16 protein-coding genes, 1 tRNA gene, 1 rRNA gene and 1 riboswitch are annotated in these 17,226 nt (G+C 64.1%); of the genes, 5 read left to right on the top strand and 13 right to left on the bottom strand.

Translation table 11 applies throughout. The features are described 5' to 3' along the window. Window positions 1-103, bottom strand: a 16S ribosomal RNA gene (locus AB7F41_RS03910); the annotation flags it as partial. Window positions 104-767: 664 nt separating this feature from the next. On the opposite strand from AB7F41_RS03910, the gene AB7F41_RS03905 reads away from it, so the two are divergent. After that, window positions 768-2,786, top strand: coding sequence for a M23 family metallopeptidase (locus AB7F41_RS03905; protein WP_428385795.1), 2,019 nt, complete (start codon window positions 768-770; stop codon window positions 2,784-2,786). Between the two features lie 57 nt (window positions 2,787-2,843). On the opposite strand, the gene AB7F41_RS03900 is transcribed toward AB7F41_RS03905, so the two are convergent. Then, window positions 2,844-3,110, bottom strand: a complete 267-nt coding sequence (locus tag AB7F41_RS03900; protein WP_428385796.1) for a phosphopantetheine-binding protein — start codon at window positions 3,108-3,110, stop codon at window positions 2,844-2,846. 196 nt (window positions 3,111-3,306) lie between these two features. Here AB7F41_RS03900 and AB7F41_RS03895 point away from each other — a divergent pair, with 196 nt between their 5' ends. Next, window positions 3,307-4,032 carry a hypothetical protein gene (locus tag AB7F41_RS03895; RefSeq protein WP_428385798.1) on the top strand — a complete coding sequence of 242 codons (726 nt, stop codon included), beginning with the start codon at window positions 3,307-3,309 and terminating at the stop codon, window positions 4,030-4,032. Here the strand turns inward: AB7F41_RS03895 and gluQRS are convergent. From gluQRS to AB7F41_RS03865, 6 genes are all read right to left on the bottom strand, one after another. After that, window positions 4,011-4,949, bottom strand: a complete 939-nt coding sequence (gene gluQRS / locus AB7F41_RS03890; protein WP_428385800.1) for a tRNA glutamyl-Q(34) synthetase GluQRS — start codon at window positions 4,947-4,949, stop codon at window positions 4,011-4,013. The genes AB7F41_RS03895 and gluQRS overlap by 22 nt on opposite strands. A 112-nt stretch (window positions 4,950-5,061) precedes the next feature. Then, complete coding sequence (cmk, locus tag AB7F41_RS03885) at window positions 5,062-5,682, bottom strand: (d)CMP kinase (protein WP_428385807.1); 621 nt, start codon at window positions 5,680-5,682, stop codon at window positions 5,062-5,064. 2 nt (window positions 5,683-5,684) lie between these two features. Next, on the bottom strand, window positions 5,685-7,034 hold the full coding sequence (aroA, locus tag AB7F41_RS03880) for a 3-phosphoshikimate 1-carboxyvinyltransferase (RefSeq protein ID WP_428385801.1): 1,350 nt from the start codon (window positions 7,032-7,034) through the stop codon (window positions 5,685-5,687). A 115-nt stretch (window positions 7,035-7,149) separates the two neighbouring features. Next, a tRNA-Gly gene (locus tag AB7F41_RS03875) sits at window positions 7,150-7,224 on the bottom strand. Between the two features lie 134 nt (window positions 7,225-7,358). Further along, a complete protein-coding gene (locus AB7F41_RS03870) occupies window positions 7,359-9,830 on the bottom strand; it encodes a TonB-dependent receptor (RefSeq protein WP_428385803.1) in 2,472 nt (823 codons plus the stop codon). Between the two features lie 232 nt (window positions 9,831-10,062). After that, on the bottom strand, window positions 10,063-11,055 hold the full coding sequence (locus tag AB7F41_RS03865) for a c-type cytochrome (RefSeq protein WP_428385808.1): 993 nt from the start codon (window positions 11,053-11,055) through the stop codon (window positions 10,063-10,065). Between the two features lie 439 nt (window positions 11,056-11,494). On the opposite strand from AB7F41_RS03865, the gene AB7F41_RS03860 reads away from it, so the two are divergent. Then, a complete protein-coding gene (locus AB7F41_RS03860; protein ID WP_428406443.1) occupies window positions 11,495-12,022 on the top strand; it encodes a DUF6345 domain-containing protein in 528 nt (175 codons plus the stop codon). 227 nt (window positions 12,023-12,249) lie between these two features. Next, window positions 12,250-13,200 (top strand): hypothetical protein, encoded by a 951-nt coding sequence (locus tag AB7F41_RS03855; RefSeq protein ID WP_428406442.1) that lies wholly within the window; start codon window positions 12,250-12,252, stop codon window positions 13,198-13,200. A gap of 8 nt (window positions 13,201-13,208) precedes the next feature. Here AB7F41_RS03855 and AB7F41_RS03850 read toward each other — a convergent pair whose 3' ends face one another. Next, the gene (locus tag AB7F41_RS03850) at window positions 13,209-14,309 is read right to left on the bottom strand and encodes a 2'-deoxycytidine 5'-triphosphate deaminase (RefSeq protein ID WP_428381723.1); all 1,101 of its coding nucleotides are present in this window, start codon (window positions 14,307-14,309) and stop codon (window positions 13,209-13,211) included. A 108-nt stretch (window positions 14,310-14,417) separates the two neighbouring features. Next, window positions 14,418-14,496, top strand: a riboswitch (SAM riboswitch). 76 nt (window positions 14,497-14,572) lie between these two features. Between AB7F41_RS03850 and AB7F41_RS03845 the strand changes: the two genes are divergently transcribed. After that, a complete protein-coding gene (locus AB7F41_RS03845; RefSeq protein WP_428381718.1) occupies window positions 14,573-15,778 on the top strand; it encodes an O-succinylhomoserine sulfhydrylase in 1,206 nt (401 codons plus the stop codon). A gap of 3 nt (window positions 15,779-15,781) precedes the next feature. On the opposite strand, the gene AB7F41_RS03840 is transcribed toward AB7F41_RS03845, so the two are convergent. From AB7F41_RS03840 to AB7F41_RS03825, 4 genes are all read right to left on the bottom strand, one after another. After that, window positions 15,782-15,919: a hypothetical protein gene (locus AB7F41_RS03840; RefSeq protein WP_428381716.1), complete on the bottom strand. Its 138-nt coding sequence runs from the start codon at window positions 15,917-15,919 to the stop codon at window positions 15,782-15,784. Window positions 15,920-16,035: 116 nt separating this feature from the next. Next, window positions 16,036-16,443, bottom strand: coding sequence for a hypothetical protein (locus AB7F41_RS03835; protein WP_428381715.1), 408 nt, complete (start codon window positions 16,441-16,443; stop codon window positions 16,036-16,038). Window positions 16,444-16,447: 4 nt separating this feature from the next. Beyond that, window positions 16,448-16,678: a hypothetical protein gene (locus AB7F41_RS03830; protein ID WP_428381713.1), complete on the bottom strand. Its 231-nt coding sequence runs from the start codon at window positions 16,676-16,678 to the stop codon at window positions 16,448-16,450. 112 nt (window positions 16,679-16,790) lie between these two features. Beyond that, window positions 16,791-17,156, bottom strand: coding sequence for a DUF2946 family protein (locus tag AB7F41_RS03825; protein ID WP_428381712.1), 366 nt, complete (start codon window positions 17,154-17,156; stop codon window positions 16,791-16,793). Window positions 17,157-17,226 lie beyond the last annotated feature (70 nt).

Below are 17,226 nucleotides of genomic sequence, written 5' to 3'. Positions count from 1 at the left end.
GTTACTCACCCGTCTGCCACTCCCTATTGCTAGGGCGTTCGACTTGCATGTGTTAGGCCTGCCGCCAGCGTTCGTTCTGAGCCAGGATCAAACTCTCAAGTTTGAGATTTGTCCTGACTGGTCACTTTCTCTTGACGAGTCCCAAGCACACTCGCCTTCTCGTCTCACGACGATGAAGACAATGGTGTACTTAGAAAACGTGACCGTCAGAGTGTCTCATTCGACCGCTCTCCGAGGAGAGGCGGTCCGCAAGGACCTCCGCCGTCCACGTTTCTCTTTCTTCCGATTCGATTGTCAAACAGCGCATTCACTGAGGCGAAAAGCTCGCGCTTTTCCAGCGAAGCGTCTTCGTCCCGAGCAACAGCCGGGCGGCTGGTTTCTGCCGAAGACGAAGAAGCGACACCGTTCGCTGCTCGTTGGCAGCGCCGCCGTCGATGGATTGGTATATATTCGGCTCCCATTTCGGTGTCAACACGGTTCTAAAAAAACTTTACATTTTTGTCGCGCCTCAGCCGGAGCCTATGAAATTCATAGTCTTAGGCGGTGGAAAACCCATTTCGGGCCCGGCCCCAAATGAGCCATAATGCGAAGGCTTCGTCCTATGCGTCGGCTTGAAGAGCCGAGCGCATGATTTGAGCATCCGGCGGCAAGAGTGAAGCGGGCCGGAGGAAACGACTGGACGACGCCAAGCGTCGACAGCAAGCGCGGGAGACGCCAGCCATTGGCCCTCCCCCAACGAATGACCGAAAACGTAACGGCTAGGTTGAATGGTGTTGCAGATGACCGGCCGCCTCGTCTCCGCGACGCAAGGCGGCGCTGACTGGCTGGGCGACGAGCCCGCGATAGAGGTTGATGGACGCCGGCATACGCCGGACGACAGGCGACGCGTCTCGGCGCGCTGGCTCACCGGCACGGTGCTGACCGGGCTGTCCGGCGCGCTGCTGATCAGCGCGGCCGCCTATACGGCGCTGGATCAGCAGACCCGCTTCGCCGAAGCGCCGACCCGGGCCCAGCCGATGCGCAGCGCCGACGCCGAGGAGCAGCAGACCGTCAATCCGAAGAAAGGCGACCGGCTGATGCGCGCGGTCGACGTGGTTGCGGCGAAGCAGACGTTTCGCGCCGCCACCACATCGCGCGCCGGCGACAAGGAGGTGGTGCGCAACCGCGCGTTCACGCGCGTCGCCGCCACGCTCACGCTCGCCCCGTCGAATTTCTCAGCCGAGGTCCCGGCCTATAATCCGCTCAAACTTCTTGCCGACGCCCGCGCGCCCGAAACCGCCGCTGAGGCCGAACTCGCGCCGGATCAGGCGGAAGTCTCATTCGAAACCCGCGACCTGGCCGCCATTTCCATCAACGCCCAGGGCGCCCAGCTGACGCTCGCCGAAGCGCAGGCGCAAGTCGTTGAGCAGGCGAAGTCCAGCCTGGCGGCGGGACCTCAATCGGCGGCGCTCCCCCTGCCCGGCCAGATGCTGCTGACGCGCACGAGCCGCGCAGCGATGGACCCGCTGGCGCTCGCCTATGCGACGCCCGGCGAGTCGCTCACCACGCCATTTTCAGGAATCGAAGTTCGGATGGTGGCGGAAAACGTCACCATCGCGCCGCGCGACACGCCGCAGCCGACGCAAATGGAAGAGAAGCTGATCATCGTGAAGCGCGGCCAGACGCTCGCCGATGTCCTCGACACCGGCGGCGTGCCCCGGGCGCGCGCCGACGCGGTCGCCGCCGCGTTCAAGAACAAGCGCGGCGAGCCGGTGCGAGAAGGTCAGCGCGTCAAGCTGCTCTTCGCCGATTTCGACGGATCGGGCAAGAACATGCAGCTTGCCCGCATGTCCGTCTACAACGACGAGACGATCGACTCGATCGTCGCGGCGACGGACAAGGGCACATTCGTGCAGACGCCGACCGCGCCGACGCCTCTCGCAAAAAATGGCCGCTCCAAGTCGCGCAACGAGGTCGAGGACGACTACGGCGCGATGCGGCTTTACGATTCTGTCTATGAAACCGCCCTCAAGCAGCAGATCCCGCGCCCGATCATCAACGAGCTCGTGCGCGTTTTCGCGAATGACGTGGATTTGCAGCGGGGCGTGACCGGCGGCGATACGCTCGACGTCTTCTACGACGAAGGCGAAGAGGGCGCGAACGTCGGGCGCGACGCCCTGCTCTACGCCTCACTGACGACCCGCAATGAGACGTATCGCTACTACCGCTTCTTCACGTCCGACGACGGGCTGCTCGACTACTATGACGAGAACGGCCGCTCCAGCCGCAAATTTCTCGTGCGCAAGCCGATCTCGATCGGCGAGACGCGCTCGGGCTTCGGCATGCGCCGGCATCCGATCCTCGGCTATTACAAGATGCACACCGGCGTCGACTGGGCGGCGCCGATCGGCACGCCGATTCTGGCCGCCGGCAATGGCACGGTGATCAAGGCGCAGTGGGATTCGGGTTACGGACGGCGGGTCGAGATCCAGCACGCCAACGGCTACATCACCACCTACAACCACATGTCCGGCTTCGCGCGCGGCGTCAAGGAAGGCTTGAGAGTCAAGCAGGGGCAGGTCATCGGCTTCCTCGGATCGACGGGCCTGTCCACCGGGCCGCACCTCCACTACGAGGTGATGGTCAACGGCCATTTCGTGGATCCGATGCGCGTCAAGCTGGCGCGCACGCGCGAAATCGAGGGCCGGCTGCTCGCCGAATTCAGGAAGGAGCGCGATCGCATCGACGGCTTGATGGCGAAAGCGCCGAACAACGGCGCCAAGGTGGCGACTCGACAGACCCGTTAGTCTCGCCCGTCAGCCTCGACCCGGTCATTGGCCGCCGCACATGGCGGCCGAACAATCTCAGGCCGCCTCGCGCCATTCGTAGGCGGGAACGAATTGGCTGGCGCGCACGCCGCGAACGATGTTCTCCAGCGTCGCCATCGTCTGGCGATTGAGCGACTCGCGGGGGAACTCGACCCGGAATTCGCGCTCGATCGCGAGCAGCAGACGGATCGCCGTATAAGGCGTCATTCCCAATTCATAGAGATTGGCGCGCGGCGTCAGATTGCCCGCCGGAATGCAGATTTGGGCTTCCTGGTCGATCAGGCGTTGGATCATCTCGAACATTTCGCTCTCCCGTGCCGCTTTGAACTCGATGATTCAAAACTATCGAACGCTCGGAGAAATGTTCGTGCGCAGACGCACACGTTTGGCGCGCGACGCGCCGGAACCAATCAGCCGACCTTGACGTTAGCGTCACGGCCGCGCGCCCTCGGCGAGGCGGCCATTGGCTCATCGCAATCGATTTGGGAGGACTAAAGCCTTGATTAGCATCGCCCATCATACTGAGCTCGATTACGCCAACCTTCCGCATATCGATGCGGATGGCGTCGGCCGTCTCGATCATTGCGACCTCGCCTGTCTCGACGAACTGGGAGAATTCCTGGTGGCCGTCGAAGCATCCGAACGCTTCGGCGTCTCCCTGCTGCACCAGCATTTTGCCGTGCGCGACGGCGAGATGATGGTGGAAACCGTCGATGGCGAGGCAGGCCTGATCCGCCTTCGACCGGAGCGCGCCGACGAGTCGGCGCAGCCGATCCTCGTCCGCTTTAGCGAAGCGGACGATCGCGGAAATGGATTGGTCGCTCTGGAATTCGCCTTAAATCTCGGCGGCGTCGCGCCGATAACGTCCAACGACGCGCAGGTCCTCGACGGCGTTAGAGCGATCTTGCAGCGACACGCGAAACTCGACAGGTTCGGGTTGCGCCTGATTCACGACCCGCTCTCGGCGGGCTTGTCGTCCATGCTTCTCGAAACATGCGATTCGCGCGCGCGGATCCTGACATGTCGCGCCGTCGATGCGACGGACGAAGCGTTGACCCAATCCGTTCCGACCTTTTTCCGTTGGCGAGACGCTCGGATCGCCCCCTCCGGCCAGCTTGTCGTGACGCAGACGATCGCGGCGGTCTGCAGCGTGGTGCGGGGCTGTCTGAGCCGACCCGACGGCGGCCACGAGACCCATTCGAGTCACGAGCCCGGCGCAGTCTGATCGACCAACGCGAGCTTCGCGCGAATATCTTCAGGCGACAGGCCCTGTGCGCGCAACGCGCGCAGGGCCGTCGACGCGACGCTCTTCGCGAGCTTTTCGCCACGCGCGTCCATGACCAGGCCATGATGCCGGTAATCCGGCGCGGGCAGATCGAGGAGGCGTTGCAGCAGACGGTGCAGGCTTGTCGCCTCGAACAGATCCCTGCCGCGCACGACGTCGGTCACGCCCTGGAGGGCGTCGTCGACGACGACGGCGATATGATAGCTCGCGGGCGTGTCCTTGCGCGCGAGGACGACGTCGCCCCATTGCGCCGGATCGGCGGCGATCGCCGTTCCCTGCCCCGCCTGGCCCTCTTGGCCCTCTTGCCCCTCTTGCCCGGCTGCGGGCGATGACCGCGAAACCGCGCCGAATTCCCGCCAGCTGAGCCCCTGCCCCGCGAGCGTCGACGCCATGCGCATATCGAGCCGCAGCGCGACGCCTCCTTTTGCAAGAACCTCGCGCGCCGGGCGGCGTGGCTTGACGCGGCATGTTCCCGGATAGAGCGGCGAACCGTCCGGGTCGCGCGGCCAGTCCGGCGGCGCCGCCCGTGCGATGTCGGACCGTTTGCAGTCGCAGGCGTAGATGAGCCCCATCGCGTCCAGCCGCTCGAGCGCATGCGCATAATCGCCGAAATGCTCGGACTGGCGCCGGACCGGCCGCTCCCAATCGAGGCCGAGCCACGCGAGATCGTCATAGATCGCCGCTTCGAACTCGGGCCGCGCGCGACCCGTATCGATGTCCTCGATCCGCAACAGAAAGCGCCCGTTGCGATGGCGCGCCAGATCGAAATTCAGCAGCGCCGAATAGGCGTGGCCAAGATGCAGATAGCCGTTGGGCGACGGCGCAAAGCGGAAGACGCGACGTTCCTCGAAAGCCATGAGCATCCTCGCCGGATCGTCCTCTCAGAGCGCCGCGAATCGATCTTGCAGCGTCGCGCGCCGGCGCTGTTTCAAAGCAACGAACTTTCCGGTTCAGACGGGCCTGTAGCGTTCAGCGCCGAGACTCGACGATCGACAGCGCGGCGGCGAAGGATTCTTCGATGTCGAAGTCTGTGGTGTCGAGCGTCACGGCGTCGGCGGCCGGTTTCAGCGGCGCGGCGCTACGGCCGCTGTCGCGCGCGTCGCGCTTCCTGACGTCTTCGAGAATGGCCGCGTAGTCGGCGTTTTCGCCGGCGCGCGCAAGCTCCAGCGCCCGCCGGGTGGCGCGCGTCTCCGGCGCGGCGGTGACGAAAATCTTCACCTTCGCGTCGGGGCAGATCACCGTGCCGATGTCGCGCCCGTCCAGCACCGCGCCCTCCGGCCGCGCCGCAAATCCGCGCTGCATGTCGACGAGCGCCGCGCGCACGGCCGGCATGGCGGCGACGACGGACGCCGCCTCGCCCATGTCGCGCGCGCGGAGCCGCGCTTCGTCGAAGTCGGTGAGCGACAGGCTGCGCGCGGCGGCCACCGCCGCCGCGACGTCGTCGAGCGGCAGGCCCTCTTCGAGCAGCGCGCAGGCCGTGGCGCGGTAGAGCAGCCCCGTGTCGAGATGAGGCAGGCCATAATGCGCCGCGAGCCGCCGCGCCAGCGTGCCTTTCCCCGACGCCGCGGGGCCGTCGATCGCGATGACGATGCTCACGAGAAGCGCGCTCCAAGCCGCTCCATCAGGCCGCGAAAGGCGGGAAAACTCGTCGCGATCATCGTCTCGTCATCGACCGTGACCTTCTTCTCCGCCGCGAGTCCCATGACCAGAAAGCTCATGGCGATGCGATGATCGAGATGCGTCTCGACCATGCCGCCGCCGGCGACCCGGCCGCCGCGCACGATGAGATCGTCGCCGACGATCTCGCAGTCGACGCCATTGGCTTTGAGCCCGGCGGCGACCGCCTCCAGCCGATCCGATTCCTTCACCCGCAACTCGGAAAGCCCACGCATGCGCGTCTCGCCCTTGGCGAAGGAGGCCGCGACCGCGAGGACCGGATATTCGTCGATCATCGAGGGCGCGCGCGCCGCCGGCACATCGACGCCGGCGAGATGCGAGAAGCGCGCGCGAACGTCGGCGACTTCTTCGCCGCCCTCGACGCGCCTGTTCTCCAACGCGATCTCCGCGCCCATCTCCTGCAGCGTCGTCAGCAGCCCGCTGCGCAGCGGATTGGTCATGACGCCGTCGATCACGATGTCGGAGCCCTCGACGATCAGCGCGGCGACGAGCGGAAAGGCGGCCGACGACGGATCGGCCGGAACCCGCACGTCGCGCGCGATGAGCTCCGGACGTCCTTCGAGCGTGATCTTGCGCCCATGAGGTCCGTACGCCTCGCTCTCAACCCTGGCGCCGAAATGCGCGAGCATTTTCTCGGTGTGGTCGCGCGAGGCTTCGGCCTCGATCACCGTCGTCTGGCCCGGCGAATTCAACCCGCAGAGCAGCACCGCGGACTTGATCTGCGCCGAGGCGACCGGCGTCTTGTATTCGACCGGCAAGGGCTCGCTCGATCCCAGCAGAACGAGCGGCAGACGCCCGCCCTCGGCCTGCTCCAGAACCTGCGCGCCCTGCAGCGCCAGGGGATCGAGAATGCGCTTCATCGGCCGCTTGCGAAGCGAGGCGTCGCCGTCGAAACGCGCGACGATCGGATGGCCGGCGACGACGCCCATCATCAGGCGCGAGCCGGTGCCGGCGTTGCCGAAATCGAGCGTCTCCGTGGGTTGCAGGAGCGAGCCGAGCCCCGCGCCCCAGACGCTCCAGCTCCCGTCGGCATGGCGCACAATCCTGGCGCCGAGCTGGCGGCAGGCCTGCGCCGTGCGCAGCACGTCCTCGCCCTCGAGCAGCCCTTCGATCTTGGTCTCGCCGATGGCGAGCAGGCCGAAGATCAGCGCGCGATGCGAAACGGATTTGTCGCCCGGCGGCCGCACGCGGCCCGAGAGCGGCCCGGAGGCAAGGGCGCTGAGCGGCGCGGCGGGAGCGTGAGCGTGGACGGCGGCGTGCGGCATAGGTCGCTTTCGGTCGAGCGCGATTCAATCGCCATCCGCTTCGCACTTTTGGCGAAGATGCTCAACAGCCGCCGCCGGCGGCGCGCGGGCGGCTTTCTCGCATCATGCTGGAAATTGGAGCGGGCGATGGGAATCGAACCCACGACATTCAGCTTGGGAAGCTGACGTTCTACCCCTGAACTACGCCCGCGCCCCTCCTGTGTAACGCGGCTGGCGGCCACTTTCAACGGAACGCCGATCCGGCGGCCTGGCGGCGGTTGTCGCCCTGCTCAGGAATGCCGGAGGCGCGCTGCGAGGACGAGGCGAAGCCTCAGGGCGACGCGCTCACTCCCAGAATTTCACCAGATTGAACGGCTCCGTCAGATCGGGGCCTTTGACGCCAAAGTCGATCGGTCCTCCGAAGGTGAGGCGCCAGGTCGGCGGCTCGATCGGATGACCGACGACGTCCATCACGCCGACTCCGCAATTGGCTGCGCTCACCGCCGCATTGAGAAGACCATTGCAGGCTCGATAGAGCGGGTCGGTGCCGATCATTGAGCCATATCCATAAGCGATCAACTGCGAACGCGAGTTGAACATGTTGAAGACGTCGAGTTGGAGTTTCCAACCCTCCTTCCAACGATAGCCGACCCGCGCATTCACGGTGCCGATCGCCGGGCTTTTGAAGAATCCGTCCGCGGTCAACGCTCTCGGGCCGATGTAACGATATTTGAGCGCGCCAAACCAGCCTGTCGACTCGCCGAGTTCCAACACCGCCGTCGCAATGATCGGCGCCGCATTGATCAGGTAATTCCCCGCCTTATTGCCGTAAAACGTGCCCCAGGGCAGCGCATCAGGCTGTAGCAGCTGGTAATAGAGGTCCGCCTGATCCTTATCGAAACCGAGGAAACGGGCGTTCACCATGGTCAAGTCGCCTTCGAAGCTCAACCATGAAAACGGCCGGTAATGATTGGTGAACTCGAATCCGATGCGGCGGCTCGGCGGGCCGAACACCGTATTTCCTTCATCGCCGGCAAAAACGTTTTCGGACTGCAGCTGTATCCAGAAGAGCGTCAGCGCCGACTCGAGCTTGTCAATCGCTCTGGTCTTCACGCCGACTTCGGCGCCGGTCGACGGCGAAAGCAGCGGCCGGCGTTGCGCGAACACATAGCCGAGGTCATCCGAGGCTTCCGTCGTCGAGAACGTCTGCGTCGTGCCGCGCGCGTCGGTCGAATGAAATCCGCGGCCGAAGTTCAAATAGAAATCCGTCTTGTCGTCGAACGGATTGATGATCACCGACGCCTTGGGGCTAAGCAATTGAGCGCTGCTCCCGCCGTTATTGAACGGCGCGGTCCAAAGCCGGACCGGTTGCGCAGGATTATCGTCGACGTAACCGACGATCGGCGACGCCCAGTAGCTCTGAAGGCTGCCCACGCTCGCCCAGTAATAGTCCCAGCGCGTGCCGACGACCGTCGTCAGCCAGGGCGCCCATTTCGTTTTGACGTCGCTGTAGAGGCTGAAATTTGCTTCGCCGACGTGGTCGTTGCGAATGGTGTCGTAAGGCCTGCGGACATAGGTGTCCTGCAGCCCGACGCGGATGTCGTCGTAACGCGTCTGATAGCCGAAGCGCAATTCAAACGGCGTTTCGGCCACGTTGAACTTGATTCCGTGAACGCCGTTCGACCCCAGTATCGTTCGCCGGTCGAACTGACGGAATTGATCGCCGATAACGGGATTATTCTGAAAATAGGTAAAGTCGTTAAAGAGATCCAAGGTGGAGTGAACGGCGTAACCTTCGATGCGAGAATAATTCGTCTCGCTGAGCTGAGCCCAATGGCCGGAGAGACTGAAGCGGGTCGTGTCGCCGCCGTCGGTTGGGTTGATAGCGCCCCAGCGCGACATCAATCCCTGCTGGACGGCGCGCAACGGGATCTGGTTCGTCGCGTTAAATCGGTTGGCGTAGGCCATGCCCGTTATGCCAAAACCGTCGGCCTCCGTTCCGCGATTCCAGCGCAACACGGCATTGATCTTGCGCACGCGATTGGGCGTCAGCCACGGGCCGTCATAAACCGACATCTCGCCTGCGCCGAGGATATCGCCGCCCATGTAATCCCATGACTTCATGCCGAACTGCCGGGCGTATCCGAATTCGCCGACGCTCGACGTAAAGACGCCGGTCGGCACCCGGCTCAGATACTGCATGCGGATGGTGCCGGCGTTCGAGAAGTCGCCGTCTTCGACGTTGTACGGACCCTTTCGCGCATCGATCGACGCGAGCAGTTCGGGCATCACGAAATTGGCGTCCGCATAGCCTTGGCCATGGCCGTGGGTGCGCATGTTGAGCGGCATGCCGTCGAGATAAAGCGCGAGATCGGTGCCGTGATCGAGATCGAAACCGCGCAAGTAATACTGGTTCGCCTTGCCTTCGCCGCTGTGCTGGGTCACGGCGAGGCCCGGCACGATTTCGAGCGCTTCGCCGGGCCGATAGAAGGGAATGGCGTTGACCTGTCCGCCGGTAAAAAACCGCTCGCTCGACGACGACATGTCCTTCGGACCCGTCGGATAGTCGATCTTCGGACCGAGAGCGGTGTCCTGCTCCGTGGACGGCCCCGAAGGCGCCGGCGCAACCTCGACCAGATGCGTCGCGCGCGCAGGACCACGCTCGCGCGCCGCATGTCTCGCCGTCGACCGCGTGGCATGCCTGCCGACTTCAATTGTGGGGAGGGCGGTCTGAGCCGACGCGTCGGACGTAGATATGGACGTCAATCCGGCCACGAGCGCAAAAACAGAGGCGAAGCTTGGATGACGTCGGACCATTCGGCGGCTCTTGTATGATAAAAGGACCAGGACAGCTTATTCTCAGCGGTTGTCCGCCAAAGTTGAAGAGTGTTTTTGGATGCTGCGACGCGATTGCAGGCGCCCTGTTGCAAACGGGTCACACATGTCCTTCAGATCGAACGAGGTTCGACGGACCGCTGCGCATGCCGCGCTTGCGTCCCGACGCGCTCCATGAGCCTGTTTCCTGACGACGAGAGAGCCGGGCTCTCGCTTACTTCACATTCGGATTCCTTACGTCCGCCCGTTCCTTCTCGATTTCCTTCAGCTTCGCGCGGATCGGGCCGTACGGTCCGTAGGTGTGCTGCTCTTGTGAAAAGCCGTCGGCGTAAGGGCCGTACGGCGCATCGATCGGCTTGTTCAAAAGGTCCGGAAAATCTTTGTCCAAACCGGCCCGATGCGGCCTCGGCTTCGAGATCATCAGCGCGGCGACGTCCCAAGCCTCCTCGGGCGAGAGCCGCGGATGCAGATAGTCGACGCCGTCCGGCATGTTGGAATGGATGAAATTCGCCGCCGTGATCAGCCGCGCCATGCCGGCGCCGTCGTTGAAACTGTCGGAGCCCCAGAGCGGCGGAAACGCGTAGCCGGCGCCAAGCCCCGGCAGGCTGTTCTGAACGCCGGCGCCGTCGACGTTATGGCAGCCGATGCAGCGCGCCTGATAGATGTCGCGTCCACGCGCCGGGTCGGCGGCGCGGTCGAGCTCCGGCATGGTCCCGGCGCCGAGGCCCGAGAGCTTCTCGCCCTTGCGCACGCCCTTCGACAGAAACTGAATATAGGCGACGATGGCGCGCATCGGTTCGGACGACGCCGGCAGAGGGCGGCCATTCATGCTGCGCGTCATGCAGGAGTTGATGCGCTCCTGCAGCGTGATCTCGGCGCCCGAGCGCGCGCTATAGGCGGGAAAATCCGCCGCGAGCCCGAAGATCGGCAGGCCGAATTTCTTCACGCCGGCGTCGAGATGGCAGTTTCCGCAGGCGAGATTGTTGCCGGAATAGCGCTGCGCGCGGTTCGGCATGTCGGGACCGATGTGGGAATAGGTCGCGGTGATGAGATCGCGCCCCCGACGAATCAGCCGGCTATGGGCGTCATACGGCAGAGCGTCGACTTGCGGAACCCACCAGAACTTCGCGGTTGACGGGTTACGCTCCGCGGCGAGGACGGAAACGATGAGAAAAACAAACGAGGCGACCGTCGCGCAGAAAAGTATGTAATTCGGAACACCCCTGCGAAAAATGTCTGCGGGCCCCACCGGATCGGCGGCGCCTCGCCGTCGGTCTTCAGCCAGATGAACGCGAGGAGCGAAGTCAGCGGCGGCGACGCGACAAAAGCCGCGAGCGCCGTCGAGCGCTTGGCGAAAGAGCGACGACGATGAGCGCTGGGATGATGAATTTGAGCGCATAGTAAAACATACGCGAGTTTAGCTGGCGCTCCACGCAGTTTTTTTAACTGACTCACTCGAAGCGCATGTTTCGAAACCTCCTGCGAACGGAGGCGCGCCGATACGGCACTGCGCCATAAAGCCGCAATTTAACAATGTTTTTTTGTATCACTGATGACACGTTGGCGTAGAGTAGCGCTCGTCGCTCTTATCGACAGCGCTTCCAGAATGCGCAGAGCACATAGAATTTTTCTCGAGAAGCCCAAGGATGGCGGAGCGGGAGGGCCAAATGCTGAGCGTCGGCTGCTGGTGGATCCGTGATGGCCTCAATGCCCGACGCCGAGAGGCGCGCCGGTTTTCAGAAAGATTGGAAGAGCGCCCCGACGTCAGGTGGGAACAGGACCATGGCGACGAAGAAGTCGTTCGCAGCCATTTCCTCAGCGCCGAAACGGCGGATGAAGTCGTTGATCGCGTCGACTTCATGTACATGTGCTCGCATGGCGACTTCGATCCGGACGATGAAAGCACATATGGTCGGGGCTTTCGTTGCTACGATGGCGGCGTCTATTACGACAACGACATCAATTGGGGCGACTACGATCTAGAGTTCTTTTCCTCGCACGCATGTCGCCTGCTCTACCACTCGTCAACAAATTCGGTCGGACGATGGGTCGGGGCATTCGGGCGCTTGCACTACATGTTCGGCTTCCACACCCGTTCGACGAGCGGCGGCGAGGCCGCCTATCGCGGAAAAAAAATTCGCGCGCTATTCGAGCCGCCACTTAGATGGATATGACGCATTTTCTCTGCGGCGGTCCTGGCGACGCGCCTGTGTTGAAACTGAGAGCAACAGCAAGGAATGGGCCTATCTGCGCGCCAATGGCGAAACGTCTGGCGGTGTATGGGTCGATACGTATGGCGAGGTTCTGTCAACCTCGGAACCGCGAGACCCGACACGAGCGCGCGAGTTCTGGACCGCTCATGGGGAGTGCTGAAGCGCGACGCCAAACAGGGAGAGTCGTCATGGCGATTCAGCTTAACGACATCGCAATTCGCGGGCCCTTACCTGAAGTCCCGACCGAACTGCCGGTTTTTCTAGTTCATACGCCGTCGTTAGAAGAACGGCGGCCCGCAATCGACCGTTTTCGGTCACTGCTAAAGCTCGACAAATTCAAGACGGTCGACGAGGACGGCTCGATCTTCTTTGAAAACGGATCGGCGGGTGTTCAGTTCTACCGCGCCTCCGGTTCGCTATGGGCGGAAAACGGCCGAGCGGATGCTGACTTCCCCGACGAACGCCGGCCGTGGCGAGTCGTAGACGAACCCGACAGAGACAATGCGAAAAACAAGAGGTTTGTTCTCCCGGACGAGGAACGCAAACGTCTTGCGCAGCAGGCGAAGAATTTGTTTGCGGAAGCGGGCCTTCTCTCGCCGGAAGCGCACTTTTCAGGCGTCGTGCTCGACCAGGTCGCGAAACTCGACGCAAAGGGCCGGGAAATCGAGCGCGGCGTCGGCGAAGCGAGTGCGCGTTTCCTCTATCGCCTTGAAACGATCGACGTCGCAGGTCCAGGCGCGAAAACTTATGCATATTTCAACCCCGGTGCAGACGCCCCAAAATTCGTCAGCGCCTATCACGCATGGCGCCCCGTGAAGGACAGCCGCGGTATTCGCGTCACGAGCGTCGAGGAAATCCTCGAGCGCACAGTCTTGCATGATCCGCAAATTCAGTTTGCCGATAAGCGCGGCGACCGGATCGAATTGCGGAAAATCGACCTCGCATATTGGGCTCTGCATCCCGATGCGGCGCAAAGTTATGTTTATCCGGTGCTGCTCGTCGAAGGCGTCATTTTTTTCCATGGCGCAACGCAGCGGCGCGAAGCGACCGAATTTTCGCGCGCCTACAACGCCGTCTCGCAGAAGGAGTGCGCCGCCGCGGGGATCTACGCGGATTATCTCGTCGACAGGATCGACTGAGGAGGCTTCTATCCTGCCCTGAAATGCTTGGAGAGCTTCAGGCCCTGCCCCTGATAGTTCGAGACGCCGCTTTCGCCGTAAAGCGCTTCGGGCTTCTCCGCCATTTGCTCATAGACGAGGCGGCCGATGAACTGGCCGTCCTCCAGGATGAACGGCACTTCGCGCGAGCGCACCTCAAGAACGGCGCGCGCCCCTGGCCGTCCATCCGGCCCGGCGCCGAAGCCTGGATCGAAGAAGCCGGCGTAATGCACGCGAAACTCGCCGATCGCGGCGTCCATCGGCGCCATTTCGGCGGCGAGATCGGGCGGAATCGCGAGCCGTTCATGCGAGGCGAGAATGTAGAAGTCGCCGGGATCGAGAATGAGCCTGCCGTCGCGCGCCGGCAGCCGGTCCCAGTAATCGTCGATGTGATAGGCGCCGATCCGATCGACGTCGATCACGTCGGTGTGCTTCTGCGCGCGATAGCCGATGATGCCGCCGAAGGCGCCCGCATCGAGCGCAACCCGCAAAACCACGCCGTCGCGCAGATTGAGCGGCCCGTCGACGAGCGGCGACTTGCAGTGCAATTCGGCAAGCGCCGAATCGCCGAGCGCGACGCCTGACGATCCGCCCCGCCCCTGCGCGCGAAACCGCAGCTGGTTCAGGCGCGTGCCCTTGCGGGCGCGCACCGAGAAGCTGCGCGGCGACACTTCGGCGTAAAGCGGCCCGCGGTAGCCGGCGGCGACCTCGTCGAAGCGATCGCCGCGATCGGTGATCAGCCGCGTGAAAATATCGAGACGCCCGGTCGAGCTTTTCGGATTGGCGGCGCCGACCACGGAATCGTCGAGCGCCAGACTTTCCAGAAGCGGCACGACATAGAAACACCCGCGCTCCAGAACCGCGCCGTCGCCTTCGAGCGACATCTCGTCATATTTGAGTGCCGAAAGAAGCTCGTCGACGCTGCGCCGCGTCCCCGGCAGAAAACTCGCGCGCACGCGATAGGCCTTGGCGCCGAGCCGCAGATCGAGACTCGCCGGCTGAATCTGTCCATGCGCCAGCGGCGTCGCGAGGCGGATCTGCCCGGCGTCGGCCATCGCCTGAATCTGCCGGCTGGAAAGCACGCCGCCCATTCGTGTCGTCCTGTCGCCCGCCATGAAGCGGCCCTTGCGCCGCATAAGCGCCAAATTGCGTCGCCTTTCAAGCCGCCGCTGTTGACAGCTTGCGTCCGACTGCACTCTATAGGCGCACGTGGTTATTTGAGCCGGCCGGCTTGCCGCCACGAAAAACAACGCGCTAAAAGGCCGGGTCTCCCGAAGGAAGCCCCGCTTTTTGCGCAGCAGAGCGCCGTTCGGCGCGCATCAGGAATGGCGCGACTGGCGCCGAGGGAGAACCAATGTCCGCCGACATCCCGCCGCGCAGGCCGCTCAAACCAGCGACGCAACTCGTGCATGGCGGGACGCAGCGCTCTTCCTTCGGAGAATTGTCGGAGGCGCTCTATCTGACGCAGAGCTTCGCCTATCCGACGATGGAGGCGGCGGAGGCGCGTTTCAAAGGCGACGAGCCGGGCTTCATCTATTCGCGCTTCTCGAACCCGACCGTGGCGATGTTCGAGCAGCGCATGATCCTTCTGGAAGGCGCCGAGGCGGCCCGCGCCACGGCGAGCGGCATGGCGGCGGTGACGGCGAGCCTGCTCGCGCAGCTCAAAGCGGGCGACCATGTCGTTTCGGCGCGCGCGCTGTTCGGCTCCTGCCTCTATGTCGTCGAGGATTTGCTGCCGCGACTGGGAATTGCCTCGACGCTCGTCGACGGCGCCGACCTCGAGCAGTGGAAGGCCGCCATCCGTCCCGAGACGAAGCTCTTCTTTCTCGAAAGTCCGACCAATCCCGGCCTCGACGTCTACGACCTCAAGGCGATCGCCGATCTCGCGCATGACGCCGGCGCGAAGCTCGTCGTCGATAACGTGTTCGCCACGCCCTTGCTGCAGAAGCCCTTCGACTTCGGCGCCGACGTCGTCGTCTATTCGGCGACGAAGCACATCGACGGCCAGGGCCGGTGTCTTGGCGGCGTGATCCTCGCCTCGCAGGCGCTGATCGAAGAGAACGTCCATAATTTTCTGCGGCAGACCGGGCCGGCGATGTCGCCGTTCAACGCCTGGGTGATGCTGAAGGGTCTGGAGACCCTGCCGCTGCGGGTCTCCCAGCAGACCGCGAGCGCGGCGAAGATCGCCGACTTCCTGGCTGCCAAGAAAGCCGTCGGCCGCGTCCTCTACCCGTTCCGCGCCGATCACCCGCAGGTCGATCTGGCGCGCCGTCAGATGTCGGGGGGCGGCACGCTGGTGAGCTTCGATATGGCGGGCGGCAAGGCGGCGGCGTTCCGTCTCGCCAATGCGCTCGAAGTGATCAAGATTTCCAACAATCTCGGCGACGCGAAAAGCCTCATCACCCATCCGGCGACGACGACCCATCAGCGGCTGACGCCGGACGCCCGCGCCGCGCTTGGGATCGGCGACGGGCTGCTGCGTCTCTCGGTCGGCCTTGAAGACGCCGACGACCTTGTCGACGATCTCGCGCGCGGACTGTGGGCGGCCGCGCGCGCCTGAGCCTTACCGCCGCGCGCTGTCCCGCCGTTCGCGCCGCAGGGGAATTTTCGCCTCCTGCATCGCGCATTCGGCGACGAAATAGGATGCGGCGAGTATTGCGCAAAGCGTCTCAAGCACGACGCCCGTGATCAGTTCGTTCATCATCATGTCCCCGGAAAGCATTCGATGCGGAGTGGACGACCATCTTCGTGCGGCGGCCCGCGGCGGCGGCGTGAGAAGAGAATCGACGCCGACGCAGGCCGTTTGCGACTGAGCCTCTAGACCGACGGCGGCGCGCGTGGGCGGTTGGCAGGGTCGGGACGGGGCGTCGGCGCGACGCGGTCCGCCACCGTCCACACGAGCTGAAAGCTCGGGACGGGCGTCGCGCCGATCAGGCCAGGCCGCGCCGCGAGAGGCGCAAGACCGCTACAAAACGCCTGGCAGAGGGAACAGGCGGAGCGATCGTTTTCGGAGCCTAGCCGCCCCGCAAGCGCGTCGGGTTGGGAGGCCCCCGACGCGAAACAGATAAAGAATTGAGCGACGAGACGTCCGCCGACGCCCGACTCGCCGACGCCGCGCGCGAGCGGCGCGACGGCCCAGAGCGACGCCGCCAAGAACAGCAGCGTCGCGCCGGCCCGCGCATTCGCGCGACGCAGCGAAGCGAGCCTGAACGCCGATGCGGACATCGAGTCAGGACGCGTCAGGCAAAGGCCGCGAGAATCGCGCGCGGCGTTCGAGGTCGATGAGGCGAATGACGCGCTGGTCGCTTCCACGCCACAGCGACGTCGTCGGCACGATGGCGGCGAGCGCCGCCATGCCAGGCGCGTGGCCCGGCTGCGTCGCTTCCCGCTTGGTCAAGGATTTGAGCGTCGCGCCGGCGACGACGCTTTCTCGACCGTTCTGCTTACGTTTACGGAACATGGGTTCACTCCCGATCCGCCGCTTGACGCGGCGTTGTCCTTAAGCTGCGCCCCGTCCTTGCGCGCCCGGAGTCCGGGCAGGAACGCAAAGCGGCGCGACAGCGTGCGAAGGATCAGGAGTTGGCGGGCGGCGCGCGCGCCTGTCGTGAATAGTCCTGCGGATGTGTCGGCAGGGCGCGGTCCGCCACCGTCCAATCAAGCGCAGTCCACTGGACGGGCGCCTTGCCAAGATGAATGACTCGCGCCGCAAGCGGCGCCACGCCATTGCAATAGGTTTGACAGAAAAGACAGGCGTCCCGGTGGCTCTTCACACGGGCCGGCCCCTGGTCGTCGTCGCTCGCGGCGACGTCGTTCAAGCAGAACGCCTTGATCACGTCGCCGGCGCCCAGCCGCGGCGCGACATGCGCCGCCGCAGGCGCAAGGGCCTGAACGGTCAGCGCGAGCGCAAACAGCAGAACTGTCAGCCAGTTACGACGCATAAAATCCTGAGCCTTGGATAGCGGCGCGCATGCCAATTCACATGCGCGCCGCGATGTTAAGCAAAAAGAG

The organism is Methylocystis sp. (assembly GCF_050251305.1).
Lineage (GTDB): Bacteria > Pseudomonadota > Alphaproteobacteria > Rhizobiales > Beijerinckiaceae > Methylocystis.
This window is presented reverse-complemented; position numbering and strand designations above follow the sequence as displayed.